The 26,764-nt window shown below is 67.8% G+C and carries 23 protein-coding genes; 15 read left to right on the plus strand and 8 right to left on the minus strand.

The features are described from left to right. Window positions 1-33 precede the first annotated feature (33 nt). The 8 genes from amaB to OK345_RS09560 all read left to right on the plus strand — a co-directional run bounded on the left by amaB (window position 34) and on the right by OK345_RS09560 (window position 7,577). Window positions 34-1,566, plus strand: coding sequence for an L-piperidine-6-carboxylate dehydrogenase (gene amaB, locus OK345_RS09525; RefSeq protein ID WP_265127731.1), 1,533 nt, complete (start codon window positions 34-36; stop codon window positions 1,564-1,566). 115 nt (window positions 1,567-1,681) lie between these two features. Next, window positions 1,682-1,972: a DUF4190 domain-containing protein gene (locus OK345_RS09530; RefSeq protein WP_265127732.1), complete on the plus strand. Its 291-nt coding sequence runs from the start codon at window positions 1,682-1,684 to the stop codon at window positions 1,970-1,972. A gap of 5 nt (window positions 1,973-1,977) precedes the next feature. Continuing rightward, complete coding sequence (locus tag OK345_RS09535; protein ID WP_265127733.1) at window positions 1,978-2,745, plus strand: class I SAM-dependent methyltransferase; 768 nt, start codon at window positions 1,978-1,980, stop codon at window positions 2,743-2,745. A gap of 5 nt (window positions 2,746-2,750) precedes the next feature. Continuing rightward, complete coding sequence (locus tag OK345_RS09540; protein ID WP_265127734.1) at window positions 2,751-3,806, plus strand: quinone-dependent dihydroorotate dehydrogenase; 1,056 nt, start codon at window positions 2,751-2,753, stop codon at window positions 3,804-3,806. Then, the gene (gene murB / locus OK345_RS09545; RefSeq protein ID WP_265127735.1) at window positions 3,803-4,840 is read left to right on the plus strand and encodes a UDP-N-acetylmuramate dehydrogenase; all 1,038 of its coding nucleotides are present in this window, start codon (window positions 3,803-3,805) and stop codon (window positions 4,838-4,840) included. Before OK345_RS09540 ends, murB begins: the two co-directional genes overlap by 4 nt. An 11-nt stretch (window positions 4,841-4,851) precedes the next feature. Then, window positions 4,852-5,760, plus strand: a complete 909-nt coding sequence (locus OK345_RS09550; RefSeq protein WP_265127811.1) for a DMT family transporter — start codon at window positions 4,852-4,854, stop codon at window positions 5,758-5,760. Between the two features lie 162 nt (window positions 5,761-5,922). Continuing rightward, window positions 5,923-6,276 carry a helix-turn-helix domain-containing protein gene (locus tag OK345_RS09555; protein WP_265127736.1) on the plus strand — a complete coding sequence of 118 codons (354 nt, stop codon included), beginning with the start codon at window positions 5,923-5,925 and terminating at the stop codon, window positions 6,274-6,276. Continuing rightward, window positions 6,273-7,577 (plus strand): type II toxin-antitoxin system HipA family toxin, encoded by a 1,305-nt coding sequence (locus OK345_RS09560; RefSeq protein WP_265127737.1) that lies wholly within the window; start codon window positions 6,273-6,275, stop codon window positions 7,575-7,577. The genes OK345_RS09555 and OK345_RS09560 overlap by 4 nt, the downstream gene beginning before the upstream one ends. A gap of 362 nt (window positions 7,578-7,939) precedes the next feature. Here the strand turns inward: OK345_RS09560 and OK345_RS09565 are convergent, their stop codons facing one another. Beyond that, on the minus strand, window positions 7,940-9,256 hold the full coding sequence (locus OK345_RS09565) for an ATP-binding protein (RefSeq protein ID WP_265127738.1): 1,317 nt from the start codon (window positions 9,254-9,256) through the stop codon (window positions 7,940-7,942). Continuing rightward, entirely contained in the window at window positions 9,256-9,978 is a 723-nt protein-coding gene (locus tag OK345_RS09570; RefSeq protein WP_265127739.1) for a response regulator, read from the minus strand. Before OK345_RS09570 ends, OK345_RS09565 begins: the two co-directional genes overlap by 1 nt. 597 nt (window positions 9,979-10,575) lie before the next feature. Here OK345_RS09570 and OK345_RS09575 point away from each other — a divergent pair. The 4 genes from OK345_RS09575 to OK345_RS09590 all read left to right on the plus strand — a co-directional run bounded on the left by OK345_RS09575 (window position 10,576) and on the right by OK345_RS09590 (window position 15,127). Beyond that, window positions 10,576-12,495, plus strand: coding sequence for a TonB-dependent receptor domain-containing protein (locus OK345_RS09575; RefSeq protein ID WP_265127740.1), 1,920 nt, complete (start codon window positions 10,576-10,578; stop codon window positions 12,493-12,495). Between the two features lie 96 nt (window positions 12,496-12,591). Next, on the plus strand, window positions 12,592-14,004 hold the full coding sequence (locus OK345_RS09580; protein WP_265127741.1) for a beta-propeller fold lactonase family protein: 1,413 nt from the start codon (window positions 12,592-12,594) through the stop codon (window positions 14,002-14,004). A 65-nt stretch (window positions 14,005-14,069) separates the two neighbouring features. Continuing rightward, window positions 14,070-14,420, plus strand: coding sequence for a hypothetical protein (locus OK345_RS09585; RefSeq protein WP_265127742.1), 351 nt, complete (start codon window positions 14,070-14,072; stop codon window positions 14,418-14,420). Window positions 14,421-14,572: 152 nt separating this feature from the next. Then, window positions 14,573-15,127: an SMI1/KNR4 family protein gene (locus OK345_RS09590; protein WP_265127743.1), complete on the plus strand. Its 555-nt coding sequence runs from the start codon at window positions 14,573-14,575 to the stop codon at window positions 15,125-15,127. Between the two features lie 541 nt (window positions 15,128-15,668). On the opposite strand, the gene OK345_RS09595 is transcribed toward OK345_RS09590, so the two are convergent. Then, complete coding sequence (locus tag OK345_RS09595; RefSeq protein WP_265127744.1) at window positions 15,669-16,604, minus strand: LysR substrate-binding domain-containing protein; 936 nt, start codon at window positions 16,602-16,604, stop codon at window positions 15,669-15,671. 131 nt (window positions 16,605-16,735) lie between these two features. Here OK345_RS09595 and OK345_RS09600 point away from each other — a divergent pair, with 131 nt between their 5' ends. Together OK345_RS09600 and OK345_RS09605 are read left to right on the plus strand one after the other, a co-directional pair. Continuing rightward, window positions 16,736-17,134, plus strand: coding sequence for a RidA family protein (locus tag OK345_RS09600; protein ID WP_265127745.1), 399 nt, complete (start codon window positions 16,736-16,738; stop codon window positions 17,132-17,134). Next, complete coding sequence (locus OK345_RS09605; protein ID WP_265127746.1) at window positions 17,131-18,273, plus strand: NADH:flavin oxidoreductase; 1,143 nt, start codon at window positions 17,131-17,133, stop codon at window positions 18,271-18,273. The genes OK345_RS09600 and OK345_RS09605 overlap by 4 nt, the downstream gene beginning before the upstream one ends. A gap of 550 nt (window positions 18,274-18,823) precedes the next feature. Here OK345_RS09605 and guaA read toward each other — a convergent pair. The 4 genes from guaA to folD form a co-directional block, all read right to left on the minus strand. After that, window positions 18,824-20,389, minus strand: coding sequence for a glutamine-hydrolyzing GMP synthase (gene guaA / locus OK345_RS09610; RefSeq protein WP_265127747.1), 1,566 nt, complete (start codon window positions 20,387-20,389; stop codon window positions 18,824-18,826). 32 nt (window positions 20,390-20,421) lie between these two features. Beyond that, window positions 20,422-21,054, minus strand: coding sequence for a LysE family translocator (locus tag OK345_RS09615; RefSeq protein ID WP_265127748.1), 633 nt, complete (start codon window positions 21,052-21,054; stop codon window positions 20,422-20,424). 58 nt (window positions 21,055-21,112) lie between these two features. Beyond that, entirely contained in the window at window positions 21,113-22,570 is a 1,458-nt protein-coding gene (guaB, locus tag OK345_RS09620) for an IMP dehydrogenase (RefSeq protein WP_265127749.1), read from the minus strand. Between the two features lie 573 nt (window positions 22,571-23,143). Next, complete coding sequence (folD, locus tag OK345_RS09625) at window positions 23,144-24,025, minus strand: bifunctional methylenetetrahydrofolate dehydrogenase/methenyltetrahydrofolate cyclohydrolase FolD (protein WP_265127750.1); 882 nt, start codon at window positions 24,023-24,025, stop codon at window positions 23,144-23,146. Window positions 24,026-24,142: 117 nt separating this feature from the next. Between folD and OK345_RS09630 the strand changes: the two genes are divergently transcribed. Next, on the plus strand, window positions 24,143-24,934 hold the full coding sequence (locus tag OK345_RS09630) for an alpha/beta hydrolase (protein WP_265127751.1): 792 nt from the start codon (window positions 24,143-24,145) through the stop codon (window positions 24,932-24,934). On the opposite strand, the gene OK345_RS09635 is transcribed toward OK345_RS09630, so the two are convergent. After that, a complete protein-coding gene (locus OK345_RS09635; RefSeq protein ID WP_265127752.1) occupies window positions 24,913-26,760 on the minus strand; it encodes a monovalent cation:proton antiporter-2 (CPA2) family protein in 1,848 nt (615 codons plus the stop codon). The genes OK345_RS09630 and OK345_RS09635 overlap by 22 nt on opposite strands. Between the last annotated feature and the right edge of the window lie 4 nt (window positions 26,761-26,764).

Genomic DNA, 26,764 nt, shown 5'->3' on the forward strand with positions numbered 1-26,764 from the left:
CGCCCCAACAATGCAAAGCAATCAGGAGATTTCATGTCCTTTGACCTGCTCAAGGCGCTCGGCCTCGACGCTTCCAACGCTGGCACCTACCTCGGCAACGGCGAGTGGTCCACCGCCACCGGGGCCGGCGTGATCAAGCCGCTCAACCCGACCACCGGCGAGGCGATCGCCGAGGTCCAGGCCACCACCGACGCCGATTACGAGACGGTCATCGCCCGCGCCCAGGAAGCCTTCAAGGTCTGGCGCACCACCCCGGCCCCGCGCCGCGGCGAAGCCATCCGCCTGTGCGGCGAAGCGCTGCGCCGGAACAAGGATGCATTGGGCTCGCTGGTCGCGCTGGAGATGGGCAAGAGCAAGCCCGAGGGCGACGGCGAGGTGCAGGAGATGATCGACATCGCCGACTTCGCGGTCGGCCAGAGCCGCATGCTGTACGGCTACACCATGCACTCCGAGCGCCCCGGCCACCGCATGTACGAGCAGTACCAGCCGCTGGGCCTGGTCGGCATCATCAGCGCGTTCAACTTCCCGGTCGCGGTGTGGAGCTGGAACGCGTTCCTGGCCGCGATCTGCGGCGACGTGTGCATCTGGAAGCCGTCCAACAAGACCCCGCTGACCGCCATCGCCTCGATGAGGATCTGCAACGAGGCGCTGCGCGAAGCCGGCTTCCCTGACATCTTCTTCCTGATCAACGACGCCGGCACCGCGCTGTCGGAGAAGCTGGTCGACGACCGCCGCGTGCCGCTGATCTCCTTCACCGGCTCGACCCAGGTCGGCCGCCTGGTCAACGAGAAGGTCGCCCGCCGCCTGGGCCGCTGCCTGCTGGAGCTGGGCGGCAACAACGCGATCATCCTGGACGAGACCGCCGACCTGAAACTGGCCATCCCCGGCATCGTGTTCGGCGCGGTCGGCACCGCCGGCCAGCGCTGCACCACCACCCGCCGGCTGATCGTGCACGAATCGATCTACGACAACGTGCTGGCCACGCTGGTCAAGGCCTACAAGCAGGTCGAGGGCAAGATCGGCGATCCGACCGACCCGGCCAACCTGATGGGCCCGCTCAACAGCCCGGCCGCGGTGGAGCAGTTCCTGGCCTCGATCGAGAAGGCCAAGGCCAGCGGCGGCACCGTCGAGACCGGCGGCACCCGCATCGACCGTCCGGGCAACTTCGTGCTGCCGGCGATCGTCACCGGCCTGAAGAACAGCGACGAGGTGGTGCAGCACGAGACCTTCGCGCCGATCCTGTACGTGATGAAATACGCGACCCTGGACGAGGCCATCGACATGCAGAACGGCGTGCCGCAGGGCCTGTCCTCGTCGATCTTCACCCAGAACCTGAAGGCGGCCGAGAAGTTCCTGTCGGCGGCCGGCAGCGACTGCGGCATCGCCAACGTCAACATCGGCACCTCCGGCGCAGAGATCGGCGGCGCGTTCGGCGGCGAGAAGGACACCGGCGGCGGCCGCGAGTCCGGCTCGGACGCATGGAAGGTCTACATGCGCCGGCAGACCAACACCATCAACTACTCCGACTCGCTGCCGCTGGCCCAGGGCATCAAGTTCGACCTGTAAGAGGCCTTGCCCCCGCCGCGGCGGGGGCCTGGCGGCGATCATTCTGGGATAATGGCGGTGCGCGCCATCGCGGCGCGGCCGCCGCGAAACCCCGACCAAGAAAAGGAGTTTCCCCATGAATACCGTGAATACCGTTCGCCAGACCAGCACCCTCGCCGTCATCAGCCTGGTGGCCGGCATTCTCGGCTGGACCCTGATGCCCGTGCTCGGCAGCCTCGCCGCGATCATCACCGGGCACATGGCGCGGGCCGAGATCCGCCGCGCCCCGGGGCGCCTGGAAGGCGATGGCCTGGCGATCACCGGCCTGATCCTGGGCTGGATCAACGTCGCCCTCGTCGTGCTCGCGATCCTGGCCATCTTCCTGTTCTTCGGCGGCCTGGCCTGGTTCGCCGCCATGCAATCCTGAGCCGCATGCACGGCCTGTCCTCCAGCGAGCGTTTCAGCAGTCGGGTCGCCGACTACGTCCGCTATCGCCCCGGCTACCCGCCGGCGCTGCTGGAGTGGCTGCACGGCCCGCTGGGCGTCGCCACGACCACCCTGGTCGCCGATGTCGGCGCCGGCACCGGCATCTCCTCGCAGATGTTCCTGGCCGCCGGCCATCCGCTGGTCGCGGTGGAACCGAACGCCGCCATGCGCGCCGCGGCCGGGCAATGGCTGCAGCGTTACCCGCACTTCCGCGCGGTGGACGGCACCGCCGAGGCGACCACGCTGGACGATGCCAGCATCGGGCTGGTGTCGGCGGCGCAGGCATTCCACTGGTTCGACACCGATGCCGTCCGCGGCGAGTGGGCGCGGATCCTCGTCCCCGGCGGGCTGGCGCTGGTGTACTGGAACTCGCGCGAGCTGGACAGCTCGCCGTTCATGGCCGGCTACGAGCAGCTGCTGCTCGAGTTCGGCACCGACTACAGCGCGGTGGCCGAGCGCTACCAGGACGATGCCACCATGCAGGCATGGTTCGGCGACGGCCTGCGCGGCAGCATCCGCCTGCCCAATGCCCAGCGACTGGACATGGATGCCCTGCGCGGGCGCCTGATGTCCTCCTCCTATGCACCGCAGGCCGGGCACCCGCGCCACGCGCCGATGCTCGAAGCCCTGCAACGGCTGTTCGACGCGCATGCGCGCGACGGCCACGTCGTTTTCGACTACCGCACCCGCGCCTTCGCCGGCACCCTGAACTGACCCCTATGTATTCGCTCGCCCGCCCCTTCCTGTTTGCCTTCGATGCCGAACGCGCCCACGGCCTGGGCCTGTCCGCGCTGGAGCTGGCCTGGCGCACCGGCACCACGCCGCTGCTGGCGCGGAAGATCCAGCCGATGCCGACCCCGGCGTTCGGCCTGTCCTTCCCCAACCCGGTCGGGCTGGCCGCGGGGCTGGACAAGAACGGCGAGCACATCGATGCGCTGTTCGCGCTGGGCTTCGGCTTCGTCGAGATCGGCACCGTCACCCCGCGCCCGCAGGAAGGCAACCCGAAGCCGCGCATGTTCCGCCTGCCGCGGCACATGGCGATCATCAACCGCATGGGCTTCAACAACCTGGGCGTGGACGCGCTGGTCGGGAACGTGGAGCGCGCGCGGCGCCGCGACGGCCTGCTCGGCATCAACATCGGCAAGAACAAGGACACCCCCAACGAAGAGGCCATCGCCGACTACCGGCACTGCCTGGAACGGGTCTATCCGCTGGCCGACTACGTCACCGTCAACATTTCCTCGCCCAACACCGCCGGCCTGCGCGAGCTGCAGGAAGAACAGGCGTTGCGGCAGCTGATCGGCAAGCTGCGCGAAGCGCAGGAAAGCCTGGCCGCGCAGCACGGCCGCCGCGTGCCGATGCTGGTCAAGGTGGCGCCGGACCTCAACGACCGCGACATCGACGCCGCCGCGCGGGTGCTTTCCGAGCTGTCGGTGGATGGCGTCATCGCCACCAACACCACCGTTTCCCGGCAACTGGTCGAAAGCGATCCGCAGGCGCACGAGGCCGGCGGCCTGTCCGGCGCGCCGCTGATGGGGCAATCCACCCTGGTGCTGCGCCGCCTGCGCGCGCGCCTGCCCGAATCGATCCCGCTGATCGGCGTGGGCGGCATCCTCTCCGGCGCCGACGCGGTGGCCAAGATGTCCGCCGGCGCCTCGCTGGTGCAGTGCTACAGCGGCCTGATCTACCGCGGCCCGGAACTGATCCGCGAGTGCGTGGAGGCGATCCGGCGCCGGCGCGAGGCCCCCAGCGGCGGAGCGGTCGCCCCGCTATGAGCAATCCCGGCTGGTCGCTGACCGAGAACACGCCGCTGCAGGCCCTCAACACCTTCCACGTCGCCGCCACCGCGCCACGGCTGCTGGAGGTATTCGATCCCGCCGCGCTGCCGCAGGCGCTGGAAACCGTCGCCGGGCGGCCGCTGCTGGTGCTGGGCAGCGGCAGCAACGTGCTGCTGGCCGCCGACCCGCCGGACACCGTGCTGGTGTTCGGCAACGACGACATCACCACCCTCGAACACCGTGCCGACCACGCCGTGGTCCGCGCCGGCGCCGGCGTCAACTGGCACCAGCTGGTGATGTGGTCGCTGGCCCAGGGGCTGTCCGGGCTGGAAAACCTGGCCCTGATCCCCGGCACCGCCGGCGCCGCGCCGATCCAGAACATCGGCGCCTACGGCGTGCAGGTGGGCGAATTCATCCATGCCGTCGATGCCTGGGACACCCAGGCGCAGGCATTCGTGCGTTTCGACGCGGACGGCTGCCGCTTCGGCTACCGCGACAGCGTGTTCAAGCAGGAACCCGACCGCTACCTGATCGCCGCCATCGAACTGAAGCTGCCGCTGCTGCACGAACTGCGCATGGACTACGCCGGCATCCGCGAGGAACTGGAAGCGATGGGCGTGGAACTGCCCGGTGCGGCCGACGTGGCCAACGCGGTCATCGCCATCCGCCGTCGCAAGCTGCCCGACCCGGACGTGCTCGGCAACGCCGGCAGCTTCTTCAAGAACCCGGTACTGCCGCTGGAGCAGGTGGACGTCCTGCTGCAGCACTACCCGCGATTGCCGGTGTTCCCGGCCGAGCAGGACGACCGCCGCAAGGTTTCCGCCGCCTGGATGATCGATGCCTGCGGCTGGAAGGGCCATCGCGAGGGCGATGCCGGCGTGGCCGACAGCCATGCGCTGGTGCTGGTCAACCATGGCCACGCCAGCGGCGCGGAACTGCTGCAACTGGCGCGCAAGATCTCCGCCTCGGTGCTGGAGAAGTTCGGCGTCCCCCTCGAACCGGAGCCGCGCCTGATCGGCGAACGCTGGTGAACGCGGCGGCCATCACCCCCCTGCCCGCACCGCTGCGCGCGGCGCTGCTGATGCTCGGCAGCACCCTGGCGTTCGGCGTGATGGCCGTGGCCATCCGCCTGGCCACGGCACACGTGCCGACCCAGGAGGTGGCCTTCTTCCGCAACGGCTTCGGCCTGCTGGCACTGCTGCCGATGCTGCTGCGTCCGGGCCGCGCGCCGTTGCGCACGCAGCAGCTGCCACGCTATTTCCTGCGCAGCGCGATCGGCCTGGGTTCGATGCTGTGCGGATTCTGGGCGGTGGGCCACCTGCCGCTGTCGCAGGCGGTGTCGCTGTCCTATTCCACCCCGCTGTTCGTGACCATCGCCGCCGTGCTGTGGCTGGGCGAAACCGTACGCATCCGCCGCTGGGCCGCGGTGATCTGCGGCTTCGTCGGCGTGCTGGTGATCGTGCGCCCGGGCCACGCCGGCTTCGAGGCCGGCACCCTGGTCGCGGTGCTGGCGGCGGTGCTCAGCGCGCTGGTCGCCATCCAGATAAAGCAGCTCACCCGCGTCGACGGTGCCGACACCGTGGTGTTCTACACCTACGTGTTCTGGGTGCCGCTGTCGCTGGTCCCGGCAATGTTCGTATGGGTATGGCCGGCCGGCATCGCCTGGCTGTGGCTGATCGCCACCGGCGTGTTCGGCACCGTCGGCCAGCTGCTGTGGACGCGCGCGCTGCGGCTGGGCGAGGTCTCGGCGCTGACGCCGATCAGCTTCATGCAGCTGCCGCTGGTGGCGCTGTTCGGCTGGTGGCTGTTCGACGAGACCCTGGACCGCTGGACCGTGATCGGCGCAGCCATCATCCTCGGCTCCAACGCCTATATCGCCCACCGCGAAGCGGTGCTGGCCCGCCGCGCGGCCAGCAAGGCGCCCACCTCGGCCGCCACGCCCGGCGAGTGAAGATACCCCGGGAGATTGGGAGAAGAAATCGTCATAATTGGCGATTTGACTCGAGTATCCATCATATTTCGCCATGTTTGGCGAAATATGAAATGTGTATATCTCGCCTTTATTGACGAAATATGAAGTAAATTGCTATCAAGTCGCCGGAGGTGGCGATTTATGCGCATAGAAAACATCCTCAGCGACGAAGCCGTGACCCGCGAACTGGGGCAGCGCCTGGCCGCGCTGCGGCTGGCCCGCCAGATCACCCAGGCGCAGCTGGCCGAAAAGGCCGGCATCTCCAAGCGCACCGTGGAACGCCTGGAAGACGGCGCCTCCACCCAGCTGTTCAACCTGATCCGTTACCTGCGCGCGCTGGAAAGGCTGGACGCCCTGGAAGGTCTGCTGCCCGCCGCCGCGGCCAACCCCATCGACCTGCTGGAGCGCCGCGGCCGGACCCGCCGGCGCGCGCGGCCCGACGCCCATGCCGTGGCCGAACCCGACACTCCCTGGACCTGGGGCGAGGACCGGTGAGCACCGTCGCCCAGGTCAACCTGTGGGGCAGCCGGATCGGCGCGGTCTCGCTGGAGGAAGGCGACCGGGTCGCCAGCTTCGCCTACGACCCGGCATTCGTCCGTTCCGGCATCCAGCTGGCGCCGCTGATGATGCCGCTCGGCACCGCCACCTACCGCTTCCCCGGCCTCAACCCCGACAGCTTCCACGGCCTGCCGGGCATGCTGGCCGATGCCCTGCCCGACCGCTACGGCAACACCCTGATCGACGCCTGGCTGGCGACCCAGGGGCGGACCCCGGAAAGCTTCAACGCCATCGAGCGCCTGTGCTACACCGGCTCGCGCGGCATGGGCGCGCTGGAATTCGCGCCCGCGCAGGGGCCGCGCCCGCGCAAGGCCAGCACCATCCACATCGATGCGCTGGTGGCGCTGGCCTCGGAAGTGCTGAGCAACCGCGACAACCTGCGCGCCTCGTTCGGCGACGAGGACAAGGCCGATGCCCTGCGCGACATCCTGCGCGTGGGCACCTCCGCCGGCGGCGCCCGCGCCAAGGCGGTGATCGCCTGGAACGAGAGCACCAACGAAGTCCGTTCCGGCCAGGTCGAGGCCGACCCCGGCTTCAGCCACTGGCTGCTCAAGTTCGACGGCGTGCAGAACAACCGCGACAAGGAACTGGCCGACCCGCAGGGCTATGGCGCGGTCGAGTACGCCTATGCGCGGATGGCCCGCGCTGCCGGCATCGACATCTGCGAGTGCCGCCTGCTGGAGGAAGGCGGCCGCCGCCACTTCATGACCCGCCGCTTCGACCGCCCGGCCGAAGGCGGCAAGCTGCACATGCAGTCGCTGGCGGCGCTGGCCCATTTCGACTTCAACGACCCCAACGCCTACAGCTACGAGCAGGCGCTGCTGGTCATGCGCCGGCTGGCGTTGCCGATGGCGGAACTGGAACAGCAGTTCCGGCGGATGGTGTTCAACGTCATCGCCCGCAACCAGGACGACCACGTCAAGAACATCGCGTTCCTGATGGACAAGCGCGGCCACTGGCGGCTTTCGCCCGCCTTCGACATCACCTGGGCCTACAACCCCGGCGGTACCTGGACCGGCCGCCACCAGATGTCGATCAATGGCCGGCGCGACGATTTCAGCCTGGCCGATTTCGACGCCTGCGCCCGCAGCGCATCGATCAACGCCGCGCGGGCGCGGGCCATCGTCGAACAGGTGCGCCAGGCCGTGCGGCAATGGTCGCGGTTCGCCGACGAAGCGGAGGTCGCCCCGTCATGGCGCGACCAGATCGCCGCCAGCCTGCGCACCGACATCGCCTGAGGCGCGGTCGCCGGCATTGCCGCGCCAAAGGGCATGGGCGCGATCGGCCGACTCGACCGCATCGTCGGGTGCGAACTGCGATCGCCTCCACGCCAGCGCCACCTGCCGGCGCTCCGCCTTCCGGGCAATCCCGGTGGCGCCGCGAGCCGCGATGCCACGGCATCATCGGCCGGATCCGCGCCGACCCAACCACTCCTTCAACCGGCGTCGCGGCTCCATCGGGCCGCTCCCGGGTTCGCCGGTCCCCACTGGCAGGTGCTGCCCACCGGAGCAGAGCGGAAGCAATCACCGGCGTCCGTATTCCGCGAGCAGGCCAGGCAGCCGGGCAGCCGGACGGTTCGCAGCGGATGCCGGTGCCGCACTCATCCTGCCCCGGCCGGAAAGACGATGCGGACGGTCAGCCCGCCGGACTGCCCGTTGGCCAGCTCCAGCGTCCCGCCATGTGCGCGGACGATCTCCTGCACGATCGACAACCCCAGGCCGACGCTGCCGGGGCGGCTGTTCCGGGAAGAGTCCAGGCTGACGAACGGCTCGAGCACGTCCTGCAGGCGATCCGACGGTATGCCGGGACCGTCGTCCCTCACCTCGACCAGGATCCGGCCGCTCCCGACCGATGCGCTGACATGGACCGACTGCCCGTAGTGCAGCGCGTTCTCGATCAAGTTGATCAGCGCGCGCTGGATCGCGTCGTGCCGGCAGCGGAAGCGAATGCAGCCCGGCCCCTGATAGCGGATGTCCGCGCCGCATTCCTGGTAGTCGTCGCACAACGTCGCCAGCAGCGCGTCCAGATCCAGCCATTCCAGTTCCTCGCCATCGGAGCCATCGTTCAGGAAGCCGAGCACCGAATTGACCATCGTCTGCATCAGCTCGATGTTCTTCAACAGTTTGTCCGGGTCGGCGTCCTGCTGCGCCGTCTCCAGCTGCAGGCGCATCCTCGCCAGCGGCGTCCGCAGGTCGTGGCTGATGGCCGCCAGCATCCGCGTGCGCTCCTGCATCGAGCGGGTGATGCGTTCCTGCATCAGGTTGAAGGCACGGGTGAGGTTGCGGATTTCGGTGGGCCCCGCCTCGGCCATCGGCGCGGGGGAAATCTCCCGACCGAAGGCCTCGGCCTTTTCCGACAACCGCCGCAGCGGCCGCACCACGCGCCAGATCGCCCAGGACGACAGGGCGATGATGCTCAACAGCATGAACAGCAGCGCGTTGAACACCGGGGAGTTGAAGTTGACCGGGATCAGGCCGACGTTGCCGGTGCGCACTTCCAGCACCTGCGGCCCCATCGGCACGCGTACCTGGATCTCCGTGGCCACCATCTCGCCCGGGCAGGTGGCCACGGTCATGCCGGGGTGCTTCCGCAGCTCGGCGCGCAACGCGGCCTCCAGGACGCGGGCGTTCAACGAATCGCCGGTGCAGGCCGACACCGTGTCGCGCACCACCGCCGTGAGGTTCGCCTGCTGCGAGGAAGCCAGCAACGAGGCGCGCCCGCGATGCTGTGCCGGCACGTCTTCCAGCAGGTTGACCAGGCTGATGATGCGGTGGGCCACCGGCCACGGCCAGGGCCGGTGCAGCGGCGCGGTGTTCTGGGCGAATATCAGCGCGACGAACAGCACGAACGTCGCCAGCGTCGAGCAGGCGACGATGGCGAATATCTGCCCCAGGGTGGTGGAAAGCAGCCGGCGCATCAGTCGGCGGTCACGTCGGTCTGGAAGGCGTATCCGCCGGCACGGGCGGTCTGGATGAGCTCTCCCTGCGGATGGTTGCCCGACAGCTTGCGCCGCAGGCGGCTGACCAGCAGGTCGATCGAACGGGTGACGATGGGGAAACCTTCGCCACGGGTCAGGTCGATCAATTCCCTGCGCGAGAGCACCTGCCGCGGGTGCTCGCACAGCGTCAGCAACAGGTCGGCCTCGGCACCGGTGAGCGGAACGCGCAGGCCGGCCGGCGAGCGCAACAACCGGCGGTGGGGATGGAAGGTGAAGCCGGAGAACTTCAATGCCAACGCCAGCGTAGGCGGCCGTCCGGCAGCATCGGCCGCCGGCACCCGGCGCAGCACGGCACGGATGCGTGCCAGCAGTTCGCGCAGGTCGAACGGTTTGGTCACGTAGTCGTCCGCACCCAGCTCCAGCCCGACGACCTTGTCGGTGGATTCGGACAGGGCGGTGAGCATGATGATGCGCGGCCCTTCCTGTGTGCGCCGCAGGCGGCGGCAGAAATCCAGCCCGCTTTCTCCCGGCAGCATCACATCGAGCAGGATCAGGTCGATGTTGCCGCGCTGGAGAAGAGCCTCGGCAGCCTCGGCGCTTTCGGCCACCTGTACGGCGTAGCCCTTGCCATCCAGGAACCTTGCCAGCGGTGCGCTGATGTCAGGGTCGTCCTCGACGACAAGGATGTGGGGGACAGTCAATTCGCGTCGCCATCTTCAGGGGGAGCCGATGCGGATACCGGAACCGACCTCCCGGGAAGCCGCAAGGGAAGACCTCGACGCTCCGGGACGATCCATCCGGCGACTCATCGCAATGTGCCGCCGGCATGCAAAAGAGCACGGCGCACTTGTCGCGCATTGTCCGCCATACGCCGAACGGCCGCGACCCGCCGGCATGTGTCAATTCTTAAACAATGTGTCAAATGCTATATAAATCAATGGCTTAATTGATTTTTCCAGTTGAGAGTAAATATCATTCTCGCCTCGATGGCGCCCGGTTCGCAGCCCCTCACATGTGCCAGGCAGCCGGTCCGCAACGAACTCAAGCCACACCGCCAGAGTTGCCTCATTTGGATTTCATCGCTTCACGACTCTGGAGAAATATCGATGGCTGATGTTCACCGACCGCCAATGCCTGCCCGTCAGCAGGAGCGGCCATCTGCGTCCTTCGCCTGCATGCTGCGCCGTTCCGTTGCCCATCACCCACTGGCCGTTGCGCTTGCCACCGGATTGCTGGCGCTGGGCGCCCCTACCCCTCCGGCGATGGCGCAGCAGGGAGTCGGCCAGGAAGCCGTAGAAATGGACACGCTGGTTGTCACCGCATCGGGCTACGAGCAGAACATCCTGGATGCGCCCGCGACCATCTCGGTGATCGATGCGGAGGAACTGCGCGGCAAGGCCTACACCAACATCACCGATGCCCTGCGCGACGTGGCGGGGATCATCATCACCGGCAGCGGCGTGTCGCAGGGTGTCTCCATCCGTGGCATGGGCGACGAGTTCACGCTGTTCCTGGTGGATGGGCGCCCGGTCGCCGGCCTGGATGCATTCCAGTTGGTGCGCGGCGCCAGCGTCGGCGGCAACAGCGTCAACCTGCTGCCCCCGCTGGAGGCCATCGAGCGGATCGAAGTCATCCGCGGCCCCGCTTCCAGCCTGTATGGCTCCGATGCGATGGGCGGCGTGATCAACATCATCACCCGCAAGGTCAACAACGAGTGGAGCGGGAGCGTTTCAGCCGAGTACACCGTTGCGGACAACGACATCAGCTCCGATGGGTTCAACACCGACTTCCTCGTCAACGCGCCGCTGGTGAAGGACACGTTGTCGCTGCAGTTGAGCGGCGGCTACCAGAGCATCGACGAAAGCACCTATCGCGGCAGCAATTCGACGCCCGAATACAAGCAGCGCAGCTTCGGGAGCAAGTTCGGCTGGAACATCGACGAACGCAACAGCGTCACCTTCGGCAACAACTTCATCCAGGGCGACCGCTCGCGTACCCCCGGGGTGAGCCTGGAGCCGGATGCCACCGTCAGCGCGACCGACCAGAGCCGGTCGGTCAGGAACAGCTACTTCGTCACCCACGACGGCAAGTACGACAATCTGGCATGGAGCTCGTACGTCAACTACGACGAGTCCGAAAACCGCACCAGCGGCGTGCACATGGAAGTGTTGACCCTGAACACCCAGGCGACGCTGTTCCTGGAAAACCACGATCTCGTCGGCGGCATCAACTACAAGGACGAGTCGCTGCAAAGCGGTGAAACCAACAACCTGTTCCCGGACACGGTGCTGGACCGCTATCACTGGGCGGCCTTCCTGGAAGACACCTGGTCGCTGAGCGAAAAGTTCGCGGTCACCCTCAGCGGTCGCTACGACCACAACGAGAATTTCGGCGGCAATTTCAGCCCGAAGGCCTACGCGGTGTACCACCTGACCGACAACCTGGTCCTGAAGGGCGGGCTGACTTCCGGCTTCAAGGTGGCCAGCCTGCGCGACGCCGCACCCGATTACGGCTTTGCCTCCAATGGCGGCATGCGCCTGGGCAATCCGGACCTGAAGCCGGAAGAGAGTCTGAACAAGGAAATCGGCATCGCCTACAGCAACCGGGAACGGGGCTTGAACACCAGCCTGACCGCATACAGGACCGACTACAAGAACAAACTGACCCGCACCGGACGCATCTGCGAGCAGAACGTGGAGTGCGAGTTCAACGGCATCATCTACCCGGCCAATGCCTCCGGCTACACCACCACGGTCAACATCGACGAGGCCGAGCTGAAGGGCGTCGAGCACACGCTCGACTATCGCATCCGCCCCAACCTGACCTACCGCCACAACTACACCTGGTCCGAGACCGTGTACAGCCAGGGCCAGCAGACCGGCATTCCGCTGAACAACAACCCCAAGGACATGTTCAATGCATCGCTGTACTGGGACCCGGGCGAGCGGCTGACCGTGTGGGGCCGGGTGAACTACCGCGGCAAGACCTCCGGTGTGACCCTGACCGTGCGTGGCAACCTATCGGACCAGTTCGATCCGGATTCGGTCAATCGGGCCTACGTGTTCTACGACGCCGGCCTGAACTTCAACGTCAGCCAGCATCTGCGCCTGAATGCCGGCATCTACAACATCGCCAACAAGCTGATCACCACCGACGACGGCTACAGCTCGACCCTGGACGGGCGCCGCGTCGTCTTCAGCATGACCCAGCGTTTCTGATCTCCACGACGCAGGCGGTCATGGCGGCCGCCTGCCCGTCGCTTGTCCAGCATCCACCCGTGCCTATCGGTTGTCACGGTCAACAGAGGAGTTTCCATGAAGAAGAAGCATCAGAAGTCGCCGGGCGGAATCCTGCGCACCGTGCTGCTGGCTCTCGTTCTGGCCAGCGCCGCCGGCACCGCCGCTGCGCAGGCGCCGGGGCGTGGTTCGGCAGGCCCCACGGTGCGCGCGACCACGCCGCTGATCCAGGCCGGCGATACCGTCGAAGTGGGTGGCACCGGCTTCAAGGCCGGCCAGAAGGTCACGCTGTCGGCGGCCGGCGACACGCTGAACGCCCTGCCCTTCGTGGCCGATGCCGAAGGCAGGTTCAGCGGCAGGATCACCGTCCCGGGCGATGCTTCGCTGGGTGCCTGGCCGGTCGCGATACAGGCCGAGGGCGCGGCCGATTCCAGCTTCGATCTCAAGATCTCCAGGCGCTTGCCGTTGTCGGGCCAGGAACGCTTCTCCATCGCCGGCAACAAACTGGTGCAGGGCCTGTACCAGTCGGCCTACAGCGCCCGCAGCAATGCGGTGTACGTGACCAGCGCGATCGGCCGCCCACCGGTGAAACAGTCCGAACTGCTCAAGGTCGATCCGGCGACGTTGCAGATCGTCGCCCGCGCCGTGCCTGCGCCCGCCCCCGCCCGCGAACCGCAACCTGGCCAGAAGCCGCGCGAGAGCGGTCTGTACGCCGTCTATGGCGTTGCCGTGGATGATGCCCGCGGCACCGTGTGGGTCACCAACAGCCGCCAGAACACGGTGGCCGTCTACAACCAGTCCGATCTGTCCCTGGTCAAGCAGTTCCCGGCCGACGCGGTGCCGCACGCACGCGATGTGGTGATCGATGCCGGGCAAGGCAAGGCCTTCGTATCGGCCACCAGCGGCAGCTTCGTATCGGTATTCGACACCCGCACGCTGGAACAGCTCGAACACATCCAGATCCCCTCGGGCAAGGCCGGCCAGGATTTCCGTCCGGCCAGCCTGGAACTGGATGCCGATAACGGACGGCTGTACGCGGTGGGCCTGGGCGCAGCCGAAGTGGCGGTGATCGACACCGCTTCGGACAAGGTCGAGAAGGTCTTCCCGCTGGACAACGCGCGCAGCGCCATCGGCGTGGGCTGGGATGCGGAAAACAAGCGTGTGCTGGTGGTTTCCCAGGGCAGCGACAACCTGCTGGTCGTCGATCCGCGGACCGGCAAGACCGTGCATGACGTATATGTCGGCGCCGGCGCACTGAACGTGGACTGGGATCCGGCGAGCAAGCTGGCCTATGTCAGCAATCGCGTCGCCGGCACCGTGGCGGTGGTCGATACCGCCAGCGGCAAGCTCGTCGCCAACCTGGATGGCGGCAGCAATCCCAACCATGTGTACGCCGATGGCAAGGGCAATGTTTTCGCGATCAACAAGTCGCGCGGCACGGACGACCCGAAGGGCGACCGCATCACCCGCATAGCGGCGAAGGTGCAGTAACCACCGCCGAGTCGAATATCGCGCGGGCGCATGGCGACATGCGTCCGCATCAGCGGAGAACGGAAATGACGGCGATGACGATGCAAGCGACGGTGGAATCGCGCCCTGTCCCCCACCACCCGGGAAGTCTGCACGCGCAGGCGCTGCGCCGGGCCGGTTTGCGCGCGACCTCGGCACGGATAGCGGCGTTGCGGGCGGCGCCCGAAATACTGGCCAGGCATGGGCACCTTTCCCCATCGTTGCTGGCCGATGCCTGCCGGCGCCTGGGCTACCACCTTCATCTGAGCGTCTTCTACCACCTGCTGCCGGATCTGGCCGCTGCCGGCTTGATACCGGTACATGCGATACAACTTCCCGCCAGCCGGATGGCGGGCTTGTCGCTTGTGCGAGGCGGTGGCGGCGCGGACCAGGCGTAGGCCGTTCGCTGCCGATCCCGTTCGATCGCCTGCCGAGGGATATCTGATCCCGTACCGCATGCGGGTGGGAGGCCGCATCGCCCACCGCTATCATCGGACGCACCCGTCCCGGCAGCGCGTGGCGGCGGCAATGGAAGCCACAAGGAAGGAACATGCTCGACAGAACCTGGGACCTGCTGTCCCGACACCTCGAAGACGACACCTACGACGTCATGTCGGCCCGCGAAAACGCGCCTCCGGTCGCACAGTTGCAGGCCCTGGCCGAGGAACTGCAATGCCGGTTCCCGGACGAGTTTCTCGCCCACGCATCCGGCAGGTACGGCGGCGTCTACGTGGCGGTCAAGGAAGAACTGTGGCCGCGTCCGCGCGAGTTCGATGTCGGCCCGTTCTGGACCTTCCTCTGGGGCTTGTGCACGTTCAACGACGCCGAAGGCATTCCCGACTTCATGGACCTGCGCGCGATGACCCTGCAGTTCCGCGACGACACCGGCCTGCCGCTGGTGCCGTTCCTGAAGGTATTCGGCGACGCCAACCGCTACTGCTTCGACCGCGACGGCAACATCGTCTACTGGGAGCACGAAACCAACGAAGCCACACCGACCGGCAAGGACTTCTTCCAGGTGCTGGAAGAAGAACTGGTCGAACTGCGCGAGCGCAAGGACAAGAAGCTGGCCAGCCGTCCGGCCAACGCCAGTCGCCTGCCGTAACCGCACAGCGGATCCGGAACTTCCTGAAACGCCTTGGCCTTGATCCCCCATCGGGGAATGGCGGCTCGCACCTCGATTTTTCCGATGATCTGCAAGGAAGACGGGGGCGTCGATCACATCCGCAACAGCACGGCATGCCGACACGGCCATTCCCCGACGCACCGCCACGACGGCGCTTGTCCGGCCGGCGCAGGAATGACGTTGAGCGAAGAAAGCCGGCTACGGCGGCGCCATCGAGCGTGCGAAGGGAAAACCCGGGGTTCCATCAGCGCAGTCGGCACCATCGGTCGCGACTGGCGTCGCTCCTACCAGCAGCAGGAGACGTTGCAGGAGCGACGTCAGTCGCGGGCTTTTCAGCGACCCGCTCCGCCCGCAGCTCACCTGGCCGTCGCAACGCCTGGAGAGCGGCGAAGACGCTCGACATGGTGGCGCAAGGCTTTGTCTGGACCGGACGGGATCGGATTCATCCGATTGCCCGCGGCCTTCGGTCCTGACCGGGCTTTCCCGGCAGGGCCGGCGTCGGCTCCACCGCCCTTGCGCCTCATGCCCTACTCCCATCCAGGCGCGGCGAACCTTCCTCCTGCCCAGCCCTTGCCGCGCTGCGGAGCCAATCCATGACTGCCACCGCAGCAGCGCTGGGGCGCCGGTCTTCACGGGTCACCAGGTGATAGGTATAGCCCGCGATTGCCGGTCCGAACGGCTGCACAAGCCGCCCCGCCGCAATCTCCTCGGCCACCAACGGCACGCTGAGCAGCGCAATCCCCTGGCCAGCCACCGCCGCCTGAATCGCATGCCCCTCATCGGAGTAGCGAAGCTCCGCCTGGGACGGCGACCAGGGAAGGCCCGCCTCCGAGTACCACCTCGTCCAGGTGGGATTGTCCGGCGCTGCCTTTTGCCAGTCGAAATGGATCAGGGGATATGCCCCCAGGTCCTCATAGGACCTCACCTGGAGCATGGGGTTGATCACCGGCACGTATTCGTCGGCAAACAGGATCTCTGTCCGGGCGCCCGGATACCGGCCTTTGCCGTACCGGATCGCCATGTCGAACGCATGGCTGGCGAGATCCACCACCGCGTCCGAGGCGTGGAGTTGCAGATCGATGCCGGGATGCTCCGCCCGGAAGCCGGCCACCCGGGGAACAAGCCACTTCGCAGTGAACGCATTGGTCGCCGAGATCGTGACGCGTTCCCGCTCGCCAGGCGCCATCAGCCGCCGGATCGCACCATCGAAGGCGTCGAAGCCCCGCTGGAGCACCGGATACAACTGCAGGCCGGCATCCGTGAGGAGCACCTGGCGCACCTGGCGATCGAACAGCTTGATCCCGAGGTACTCCTCGAGCGCCCGGATCCGGTGGCTCACCGCCGTCGGAGTGACGGCCAGCTCGGCGGCCGCCTGCTTGAAGCTGCAATGGCGGGCCGCCGCCTCGAAGGCGCGCAGCGTAGACATCGGCGGAAGGCGGCGTACCGGGCTCTTCATGGATGAAACCATATCATCAATGGAGTGATGAATGATCGTTTGTCACCAATAAATGCGCACCTGATGATCGGTACCCATGGGAAATCGATGAATCCACATCATCCCATTGGACCTACAACCAGGAGCCGGAAATGCGCGAACGCATCATTACAGAACCCGACCACTACGCCCCCTACCTGCTCTCGCAGGGCATCCGCTTCGGGGACCTGGTCTTCATCTCGGGCCAGGCGGCAGGCGGCGAGGACGGCAAGATCGTCCCCGGCGACTTCCTCGCCCAGGGCCGCCAGGCCTTCTCCAACCTGTCCCGGGCACTGGAAGCCGGCGGCTCCAGCCTGCACGACGTCATCAAGGTCACCATCTTCGTCACCGACATGGGCAACTTCCAGGACGTCGTGCAACTGCGCCGCGAGTTCTTCTCGGAGCCGTACCCGGCCGACACCATCGCCGAGATCACCGCCCTGTACGACCCCAGGGCCCTCATCGAGATCGAGGCCATCGCAGCCGTCGCCAAGCCGAAGGAAGCGCAATGACCATCGAGAATCGCCCCGCGCAGGATGTCGCGACCGACCCTGCCGTCCTCTTCGAGCCGCTCGCCATCGGGAACCTGGAGCTGCCCAATCGCCTGGCCGTCGCCCCCATGACCCGGGTAAGCGCGACGTCGGAAGGAGTGCCCACCGAGCGTATGGCCCGCTACTACCAGGCCTTTGCGGAGGGCGGATTCGGGCTCGTGATCACCGAGGGGTTGTACACGGACCTGGCGTTCTCGCAGGGCTATGCCTTCCAGCCCGGCCTGGCGACGGATGCGCACCGCGAGGGGTGGCGGGCGATCGCGGGCGGCGTCCATGCCGGCGGCGCCAGGTTCATCGCCCAGCTGATGCATGCCGGAGCGCTCTCGCAGGCGAACGTTCATCGCGCCACGACCAAGGGCCCATCGGCCCTTCGGCCCAAAGGAACGCAGATGGCATTCTATCGGGGCGCCGGCGAGTACCGTTTGCCCGAGGCGATGACGGTCGACGAGATCGCCGAGGCCGTGGCCGGCTTCGCCGGCGCAGCCCGACGCGCGGCGGAGGCCGGTTTCGATGGCGTGGAAATCCATGCCGCCAATGGCTATCTGATCGACCAGTTCCTATCGGAAGCCACCAACGCGCGCGAAGACGCGTACGGCGGCGACCTGGCATGCCGGATGCGGCTTGCCGGGGAAATCGTCCACGCCGTGCGGGCCGCCGTGGGACCCGATTTCGTGGTCGGCGTCCGTGTTTCCCAAGCCAAGGTCAACGACTTCACCTACAAGTGGAATGGAGGCGAGCAGGAGGCCGCGGAGCTGTTCCGGGCACTGGGCGCCCTGCCGATCGACTATCTCCACGTTACCGAGTACGAGGCCTGGCAACCGGCCTTCGGCACGGGGCCCAGCCTTGCCTCCCTGGCCAGGGAACACAGCCGCCTGCCGGTGCTTGCCAACGGCTCGCTGCATGACGCCCGCAAAGCCTCCCTCGTGATCCAGGAAGGGCACGCCGACTGGGTCTCCCTGGGCCGGGGAGCGCTGGCCCATCCGGATTGGCCGAAACGGCTGCGCGAGGAAAGAGTGCTGGCAGCGTTCGACCCCGGCATCCTCTCGCCAATCGCGGACCTGGAGCACGAGGATCGCTACAGGTCGCGCGCGGGGACGTGATGCTGGGATCCAATGCGTCCACAGGATTGCCGGACGCGGATACCAGGAGACAACCGGCCTCCTCCGAAGACTACGAAACCATTGCGCTTCTCCGCTTCCGGGGACGACCTTGCGCGCCTTGACGGCACACGGGAGCGGGCTACTGTCGCGGACGAGGTGATGAAGTCAGGGGAGACGGCCGGGCAAGGCAACGGCCGCCTCCTTGTGCGGGGCGCACGGCAAGCGAAGCGCGCAGGCCCGGATCTGGAAGCCGGGCCGGAGACATGGGTGACGACGTGCCAGCCGCCGACACCGCGCAACCTCTCTCCAGCGGCACAGCGGAAGGGGGCCGAAGCCCCCTTCCCTCACGGCCGGTCGTGTTCAGTGAAAGCCATCGCCCGGTCGCCTGCGGCGACGATGCGATCCAGCGTGCGCATCTCGATCGGCGCCAAGGTTTGCCCGAGCCGCTGGGCGACGGCCTTCCTGGCGTCGCTCGGCTTTCCGCGGGTCCGAGGCCAGCGAGACGCCGGCCGGCCCGCAACGGCCGATGGTCAGCGTCTCGCGCCCGATCTCACTCCCACTCGATCGTCGCCGGCGGCTTGCCGGAGATGTCGTAGACCACCCGCGAGACGCCGCGCAGCTCGTTGATGATGCGGTTGCTCACCGTGCCGAGGAAGTCGTACGGCAGGTGCGCCCAGTGCGCGGTCATGAAGTCGATGGTCTCCACCGCACGCAACGCGATCACCCATTCGTAGGCGCGGGCGTCGCCGACCACGCCCACCGACTTGACCGGCAGGAACACCGCGAACGCCTGGCTGGTCCTGTCGTACAGGTCGGCCTTGCGCAGTTCGTCGATGAAGATGGCGTCGGCCCTGGCCAACAGTTCGGCGTACTCGCGCTTCACTTCGCCGAGGATGCGCACGCCCAGGCCCGGGCCCGGGAACGGGTGGCGGTAGACCATGCTGCGCGGCAGGCCGAGTTCGACGCCCAGGCGCCGCACCTCGTCCTTGAACAGCTCGCGCAGCGGCTCGACCAGGCCCAGCTTCATGTGCTCGGGCAGGCCGCCGACGTTGTGGTGGCTCTTGATGACGTGGGCCTTGCCGGTCTTGCTGCCGGCCGATTCGATCACGTCCGGGTAGATCGTGCCCTGCGCCAGCCACTTGGCGTTGGCGAGCTTGTTCGACTCCTCGTCGAAGATCTCGACGAACAGGTTGCCGATGATCTTGCGCTTGGCCTCCGGGTCGCTGACGCCTTCCAGCGCCTTGAAATAGCGGTCCGCGGCGTTGACCCGGATGACCTTGACGCCCATGTGCTCGGCGAACATCGCCATCACCTGGTCGCCTTCCTGCCAGCGCAGCAGGCCGGTGTCGACGAACACGCAGGTCAGCTGCTCGCCGATGGCCTTGTGCAGCAGCGCGGCGACCACCGAGGAATCGACGCCGCCGGACAGGCCCAGGATCACCTCGTCGCTGCCGACCTGCTCGCGCACGCGCGCGATCTGGTCCTCGATGATGTGCTCGGCGGTCCACAGCGTCTGGCAGCCGCAGATGTCGACCACGAAACGACGCAGCAGCGCCTGGCCCTGCAGGGTGTGGGTCACTTCCGGGTGGAACTGCACGCCGTACCAGCGCTTGTCCTCGTTGGCCATCGCCGCGACCGGGATGCGGTCGGTGACGGCGGTGACGGTGAAGCCCGGCGGCGCCCTGGAAACGTGGTCGCCGTGGCTCATCCACACGTTCAGGCGCGACTTGCCGGCATGGTCGGTCAGGCCCTTGAACAGCGCATCGGGGGCGACCACATCCACCTCGGCATGGCCGAACTCGCGCTGGTCGGCCGCCTCGGTGGCGCCACCCAGCTGCGCGGCCAGGGTCTGCATGCCGTAGCAGATGCCCAGGATCGGCAGGCCGCTGTCGAACACCTGCTGCGGCGCGGCGGGAGCGCCGGGCAGCGTGGTCGATTCCGGGCCGCCGGACAGGATGATGCCCTTGGCGCCGAACGCGGCGATCTCGGCCGGATCGTGGTCCCAGGCCCAGATTTCGCAGTACACGCCGATCTCGCGGATGCGACGGGCGATCAGCTGGGTGTACTGCGCGCCGAAGTCGAGGATGAGGATCTTGTCGCTATGGAGGTCGGTCATCGGGAAAGTCTGTTGTCAGGAGCGAAGTGGATTCAGCGGCGCGCTTCGGTCGCCATCCGGACTGCCAGTCCGGCAAGGGTGCCTGCCATCAACCAGCGTTGCACGGCGATCCAGATGGGGCGCCCGGCGAGAAAGCCGGCAATGGAGCCTGCGGTCACCGCGATCGCGGCATTGACGCCGACGCTGATCGCGATCTGCGCCGTGCCCAGGATCAGCGATTGCGCCAGTACGCTTCCAAGCTGCGGATCGATGAACTGCGGCAGCAGCGACAGGTACATGATCGCGATCTTGGGGTTGAGCAGGTTGGTGATGAAGCCCATGGCGAACAACTTGCGCGGCCCGTCGTCCGGCAGATCGTGCACCTGGAACGGAGAACGGCCGCCGGGCCGGATCGCCTGCCAGGCCAGCCACAGCAGATACAGCGCGCCACCGATGCGCAACGCGTCGTAGGCGTAGGGAACCGCCAGCACGATCGCGGTGATGCCGAAGGCCGCGCACAGCATGTAGAAGACGAATCCCAGCGCAACGCCGCCCAGCGAGATCAGCCCTGCCGCCCTGCCCTGGCATATCGAGCGCGATACCAGATAGATCATGTTGGGCCCCGGCGTCAGCACCATGCCCAGCGCTATCAGCGAGAAACCGATCAGACTCGACAATTCCGGCATCGCGATGCTTCCTGGTCAAAACCGATGGGGACAGCGCAGGGCCTCCGGTGCCGCCAGTTCAGCCCATCCGGTAGTTCGGCGGCTCCTTGGTGATCTGCACGTCGTGCACGTGGCTCTCGCGCTGGCCGGCGCCGGTGATCTTCACGAACTTCGGCTTGCTGCGCATTTCCTCGATGGTGGCGCAACCGACGTAGCCCATCGTCGCGCGCAGGCCGCCCACCAGCTGGTGGACGATGCCGCCGACCGGGCCGCGGTACGGCACGCGGCCTTCGATGCCTTCGGGCACCAGCTTGTCGGCGTCGGCCGAATCCTGGAAGTAGCGGTCCTTGCTGCCCTTCTCCATCGCCGCCAGCGAGCCCATGCCGCGGTAGCTCTTGTAGCTGCGGCCCTGGAACAGTTCGGTCTCGCCCGGGGATTCCTCGGTGCCGGCGAACAGCCCGCCGATCATCACCGTGGAAGCACCGGCCACCAGCGCCTTGCCGATGTCGCCGGAATAGCGGATGCCGCCGTCGGCGATCAGCGGGATGCGGTCCTGCAACGCCTCGGCCACCATGTCGATGGCGGTGATCTGCGGCACGCCGACGCCGGCGACCACGCGCGTGGTGCAGATCGAACCGGGGCCGACGCCGACCTTGACCGCATCGGCGCCGACGTCCATCAGCGCCAGCGCGGCATCGCCGGTGACGATGTTGCCGCCAACGACCTGCAGCTGCGGATAGTGCTTCTTGGCCCAGCCGACGCGGTCGATCACGCCCTGCGAATGGCCGTGCGCGGTGTCGACGATGATCACGTCGACGCCGGCGGCCACCAGCGCCTCGATGCGCTGCTCGGTATCGCCGCCCACGCCCACCGCGGCGCCGACCAGCAGCCGGGTGGCGCTGTCCTTGGCGGCATTGGGGTTGTCGGACTTCTTCTGGATGTCCTTGACCGTGATCAGCCCGCGCAGCTCGAACGCGTCGTTGACCACCAGCACCTTCTCGATGCGGTTCTTGTGCAGCAGCTGCAGCACTTCGTTGGCTTCGGCGCCTTCCTTGACCGTGATCAGGCGGTCCTTCTTGGTCATGATGTGGCGGACCGGATCGTCCAGCTCGGTCTCGAAGCGCATGTCGCGGTGGGTGACGATGCCCACCAGCTGGCCGCCGTCGACCACCGGCACGCCGGAGATGTTGCGCGCGCGGGTCAGCGCGAGCACGTCGCGGATGCTGGTTTCCGGGTCGACCGTGATCGGGTCGCGGATCACCCCGGACTCGAACTTCTTGACCTTGGCCACCTCGGCCGCCTGCTGTTCCAGCGACAGGTTCTTGTGGATGATGCCGATGCCGCCGAGCTGGGCCATGGCGATGGCCAGGCGCGATTCGGTCACGGTATCCATCGCGGCCGAGACGATCGGCAGCTTCAGCCGCAGGTCGCGCGTCAGGCGCGTCTCCAGGCTGACGTCCTTGGGCAGGATGGTCGAATGGGCGGGGACGAGGGAAACGTCGTCGTAGGTGAGTGCTTCAGCCTGGATGCGTAGCATCGGCGGACCCGAGATGTGGGGAAGCGCGACATTTTACCCTTTTTCGGCCGCCGGTGGCAGGGGCTGGAAGCGCATCCGGGTATCGCAAACCGCAATTCACCGTTGTATCCGTGCGCCCCATCCGGGCATGGGCCAAGAAGCCCCCGCGATCATTACCGAGGAAGGCCCCCTGAGTCAGGGGGCAACCGCGTAGCGGTGGGGGTATGGATGGTTATGAGGCGGGGCCCATGGCCTGCAACGCAGGTCATGGGGCGTCAGCGCGAATGCGATGACGCTCCCCCCCTGAGTCAGGGGGCAACCGCGTAGCGGTGGGGGTATGGATGGTTATGAGGTGGGGCCCATGGCCTGCAACGCAGGTCATGGGGCGTCAGCGCGAATGCGATGACGCTCCCCCTGAGTCAGGGGGCAACCGCGTAGCGGTTGGGGGTATGGATGGTTACGAGATGGGGCCGCGCGCCCCGGCAACCCCGAAGCGCCATGACCAGGAACGCGTCGCCATGCGCCAGCGACCACCCGCCACCTTCAGCCCCGGTGAACACCCGCGGCGCGCCCCGCCGGCCGAGCAACTGCCGTTCAGTCCGCGGCTTCCGCGGCCTCGATGGTGTTCTGCATCAGCGTGGCCACGGTCATCGGCCCCACCCCGCCCGGCACCGGGGTGATCCAGCTGGCGCGCTGCGCCGCCGCCTCGAAGCCGACGTCGCCGACCAGGCGGCCGTCGTCCAGGCGGTTGATGCCGACGTCGATGACCACCGCGCCGGGCTTGACCCACTCGCCCGGCACGATGCCCGGGCGACCCACCGCCACCACCAGGATGTCGGCATTGCGCACCGCCTGTTCCAGCACGTCGCGCGGGGTGAACTTGTGGCAGCTGGTCACGGTGCAGCCGGCGATCAGCAGTTCCAGGCCCATCGGCCGGCCGACGTGGTTGCTGACGCCGACGATCGTGGCGTTGCGGCCGCGCACCGGCTGGTCGGTATGCGCCAGCAGGGTGACGATGCCGCGCGGCGTGCACGGACGCAGGCCGAACTCGCGCAGCACCAGGTGGCCGACGTTCTCGGGGTGGAAGCCGTCCACGTCCTTGCGCGGGTCGATGCGGTGGATCAGCCGGCTGGCGTCGGGGATGCCGGGCAGCGGCAGCTGCACCAGGATGCCGTGGATCTTCGGATCCGCGTTGAGCCGGTCGATCAGCGCCAGCAGCTCGGCCTCGCCGGTACCGGCCGGCAGGTCGTAGTCGAACGCCTCGATGCCGACCTTCTCGGCCGCGCGGCGCTTGTTGCGCACGTAGACAGCGGAGGCCGGGTCGCCGCCGACCAGCACCACTGCCAGTCCCGGGCGCGAACCGCCGGCGGCGATGCGCGCGTCCACCCGCACCTTCAGCCCGTCGAGCAGGTCTTCGGCGATGCGCCGGCCATCGAGGATACGGGCCGTCGCGGCGGCGTCTGCGGAAGCGGTCATGGGTGCGCGGGGTGTAGAGTCGGGGCTGCCTATTGTCCCCGATTCCGCCATGGCCGACATCATCGCGATCGCCGTCCTGCACGCCCGCCGCCTCCGGCCGCACCGGCTCCTGCCTCGATGAGGCGGCCGCTGTCGCTCGTCGCCGGCGTGTCAGCGGCCGCCTATCTGGCGGTATGCGGCTTCCTGTTCGTCAAGCAGCGCGAGCTGCTGTACTTCCCGCAGGCCACCCGCATCCCGCCCGAAGACACCGGCTTCGAGCTGCCGCGCGAGGATGGCCTTGTCCTGCGCGGCTGGCGACTGACCCCGGCCGCTCCCCGCGCCCTGCTCTACTTCGGCGGCAACGCCGAGGACCTGCGCGGCTTCCGCGACCAGGCCAGCGTGGTGCTGCCCGGCCATACGGTCTATCTGCTGGCCTACCGCGGCTACGGCGCCAGCGACGGCCGGCCGACGCAGCCGGCGCTGCTGGCCGATGCGCTGGCGCTCTACGACCATGTGCGCCGGCAACGCCCGGAGGTGGAGATCGACGTGATCGGCCGCAGCCTGGGCAGCGGCGTGGCCAGCTACGTGGCCTCGCAGCGGCGGGTGTCGCGGCTGGCGCTGGTCACCCCGTTCGACAGCGTGCGCGCCACCGCGCAATCGCATTACCGCTGGGTGCCGGTGCGCTGGCTGCTGCGCGACGCCTACCCTTCGACCGACTACCTGCCGCGGCACGCCGGGGAACTGATGATCGTGCGCGCCAGCCACGACACGGTGGTGCCAGCAGCCAATACCGACAGCCTGATCGCTGCGCTGCCGCGGCCCCCGCAGGTGGCCACGATCGCCGGCAGCGACCACAACAGCATCGCCAACAGCACCGATTACCTGGCGCTGCTGCGACAGTTCTTCGCTCAGGACCCGCGCTCGCCCTGACCGGCCTCGCCCGCCGGCAATGCCTCGGCATTCAGGTTGCGCGCCTCGCGCCGCGGCGGCGTGAACGGCGTGGGCCGCGGCACGGCCGGCGCACCGGTGCCGTACAGCAGGCCGGCACCGGCGCTCAGGTCGCCGCCGGCCATCTCCAGTTCGAAGCGCTCGCCGTCGCGCTGACGGATGTCGCGGGCGAGTTCGTCGGCCTCCACCTCGTCCACGCCCAGCTGCATCAGCGCCGAGCGCCCGAACTCGACCGCCGATTCGAAGGTCTCGCGGATCTGGTAATCCACCCCGGCCCGGATCAGCGCCAGCGAATGCTCGCGATCGTACGAACGCACCAGCAGGCGCGCCTGCGGGAATACGTGGCGGGCCAGCTCGACGATGCGGTCGGCGGCCTCGCGCTGGTCCACGCACACCGCGATCACCCGCGCACTGCCGGCGCCACTGGCATGCAGCACGTCCAGCCGGGTGCCGTCGCCGTAGTAGATCTTGAAGCCGAAATCGGCCGCGCTCTGGATCATCCCGATGTCGTTGTCGATGATGGTCACGTCCACGTCGCGCGCCAGCAGCGACTGGCTGGCCACCTGGCCGAAGCGGCCGAAGCCGATCACCAGCACGCTCCCGCTCAGTCCTTCCGCGGCCTCCACGCCATCGAGCGACGGCGACCGCGTCGGCTTGAAGCGCGTGTACAACAGCACGAACAGCGGCGTCAGCGCCATCGACAGCACCACCACCGCGGTCAGGGTGGCGTTGACCGGCCCATCGATCACCCCGGCCGATACCGCGGCGGCGAACAGCACGAAGGCGAATTCGCCGCCCTGCGCCATCAGCACCGCGCGATCCAGCGCCTGCGGGTGGTCGCCGCCCAGCAGCCGGCCCACGACGTAGATGCAGACCGCCTTGGCCAGCATCAGCAACAGCACCAGCGAGGCGATCCGCAGCCAGTCCGCGATCACCACCTGCAGGTCCAGCGCCATGCCGACGCTGAGGAAGAACAGCCCCAGCAGGATGCCGCGGAACGGCTCGATGTCGGCCTCGATCTGGTGGCGGAAGATCGAGCCGGACAGCAGCACGCCGGCCAGGAACGCGCCCATCGCCATCGACAGCCCACCCAGCTGCATCAGCAGCGCCGCGCCCAGCACCACCAGCAGCGCGGCCGCGGTCATCACCTCGCGCGCCTTGGCCGCGGCCAGCAGCCGGAACAGCGGATTGAGCAGGAACCGGCCCACCACCACCAGGCCGACGATGGCACCGGCGCCGGTGGCGATGGCGATCCAGCGCGACGCCTCCCCGCTCGCCGCATGTGCCGGCGCCATCCATGCCACCACCGCCAGCAACGGCACGATCAGCAGGTCCTCGAACAGCAGGATCGAGACGATCTTCTGCCCCGAAGGCAACGCGATGTCGCCGCGTTCGGCCAGCAGCTGCATCACCACCGCGGTGGACGTCAGCACGAAGCCGGAGGCGGCGACGAACGCCACCGGCCACGGCAGGCCCAGCAGCCTGCAGATCACCGCCAGCACCACGGCGGCGGTCATCACCTGCGCCGTGCCCAGCCCGAAGATCTCGCGGCGCAGCCCCCACAGGTGCGCCGGCCGCATCTCCAGCCCGATCACGAACAGGAACATCACCACGCCCAGTTCGGCCACGTGCAGGATCGCCTGCGGGTCGGAGAACCAGCCGAATCCGAACGGCCCGATCGCCAGGCCGGCGGCGAAATAGCCCAGCACCGAGCCCAGCCCCAGCCGCCGGAACAGCGGCACGGCCACGACCGCCGCACCCAGCAGGGCCACTACTTTCACCAGTTCAGTGGAGGCTTCGGTCGCCATGCGG

This window comes from Xanthomonas chitinilytica (genome assembly GCF_026107455.2).
In the GTDB taxonomy this organism is placed as follows: Bacteria; Pseudomonadota; Gammaproteobacteria; order Xanthomonadales; family Xanthomonadaceae; genus Stenotrophomonas; species Stenotrophomonas chitinilytica.

Bases quoted from the DNA above. Each gene is read 5' to 3' on its own strand.
- amaB (WP_265127731.1), top strand. From the start codon at position 34: ATGTCCTTTGACCTGCTCAAGGCGCTCGGCCTCGACGCTTCCAACGCT.
- OK345_RS09575 (WP_265127740.1), top strand. From the start codon at position 10,576: ATGGACACGCTGGTTGTCACCGCATCGGGCTACGAGCAGAACATCCTG.
- folD (WP_265127750.1), bottom strand. From the start codon at position 24,025: ATGACCGCTTCCGCAGACGCCGCCGCGACGGCCCGTATCCTCGATGGC.
- OK345_RS09630 (WP_265127751.1), top strand. From the start codon at position 24,143: ATGAGGCGGCCGCTGTCGCTCGTCGCCGGCGTGTCAGCGGCCGCCTAT.
- OK345_RS09565 (WP_265127738.1), bottom strand. From the start codon at position 9,256: ATGCGCCGGCTGCTTTCCACCACCCTGGGGCAGATATTCGCCATCGTC.
- OK345_RS09555 (WP_265127736.1), top strand. From the start codon at position 5,923: ATGCGCATAGAAAACATCCTCAGCGACGAAGCCGTGACCCGCGAACTG.
- OK345_RS09635 (WP_265127752.1), bottom strand. From the start codon at position 26,760: ATGGCGACCGAAGCCTCCACTGAACTGGTGAAAGTAGTGGCCCTGCTG.
- OK345_RS09605 (WP_265127746.1), top strand. From the start codon at position 17,131: ATGACCATCGAGAATCGCCCCGCGCAGGATGTCGCGACCGACCCTGCC.
- OK345_RS09535 (WP_265127733.1), top strand. From the start codon at position 1,978: ATGCACGGCCTGTCCTCCAGCGAGCGTTTCAGCAGTCGGGTCGCCGAC.
- OK345_RS09590 (WP_265127743.1), top strand. From the start codon at position 14,573: ATGCTCGACAGAACCTGGGACCTGCTGTCCCGACACCTCGAAGACGAC.
- OK345_RS09580 (WP_265127741.1), top strand. From the start codon at position 12,592: ATGAAGAAGAAGCATCAGAAGTCGCCGGGCGGAATCCTGCGCACCGTG.
- guaB (WP_265127749.1), bottom strand. From the start codon at position 22,570: ATGCTACGCATCCAGGCTGAAGCACTCACCTACGACGACGTTTCCCTC.
- OK345_RS09595 (WP_265127744.1), bottom strand. From the start codon at position 16,604: ATGAAGAGCCCGGTACGCCGCCTTCCGCCGATGTCTACGCTGCGCGCC.
- murB (WP_265127735.1), top strand. From the start codon at position 3,803: ATGAGCAATCCCGGCTGGTCGCTGACCGAGAACACGCCGCTGCAGGCC.
- guaA (WP_265127747.1), bottom strand. From the start codon at position 20,389: ATGACCGACCTCCATAGCGACAAGATCCTCATCCTCGACTTCGGCGCG.
- OK345_RS09530 (WP_265127732.1), top strand. From the start codon at position 1,682: ATGAATACCGTGAATACCGTTCGCCAGACCAGCACCCTCGCCGTCATC.
- OK345_RS09585 (WP_265127742.1), top strand. From the start codon at position 14,070: ATGACGGCGATGACGATGCAAGCGACGGTGGAATCGCGCCCTGTCCCC.
- OK345_RS09615 (WP_265127748.1), bottom strand. From the start codon at position 21,054: ATGCCGGAATTGTCGAGTCTGATCGGTTTCTCGCTGATAGCGCTGGGC.
- OK345_RS09600 (WP_265127745.1), top strand. From the start codon at position 16,736: ATGCGCGAACGCATCATTACAGAACCCGACCACTACGCCCCCTACCTG.
- OK345_RS09540 (WP_265127734.1), top strand. From the start codon at position 2,751: ATGTATTCGCTCGCCCGCCCCTTCCTGTTTGCCTTCGATGCCGAACGC.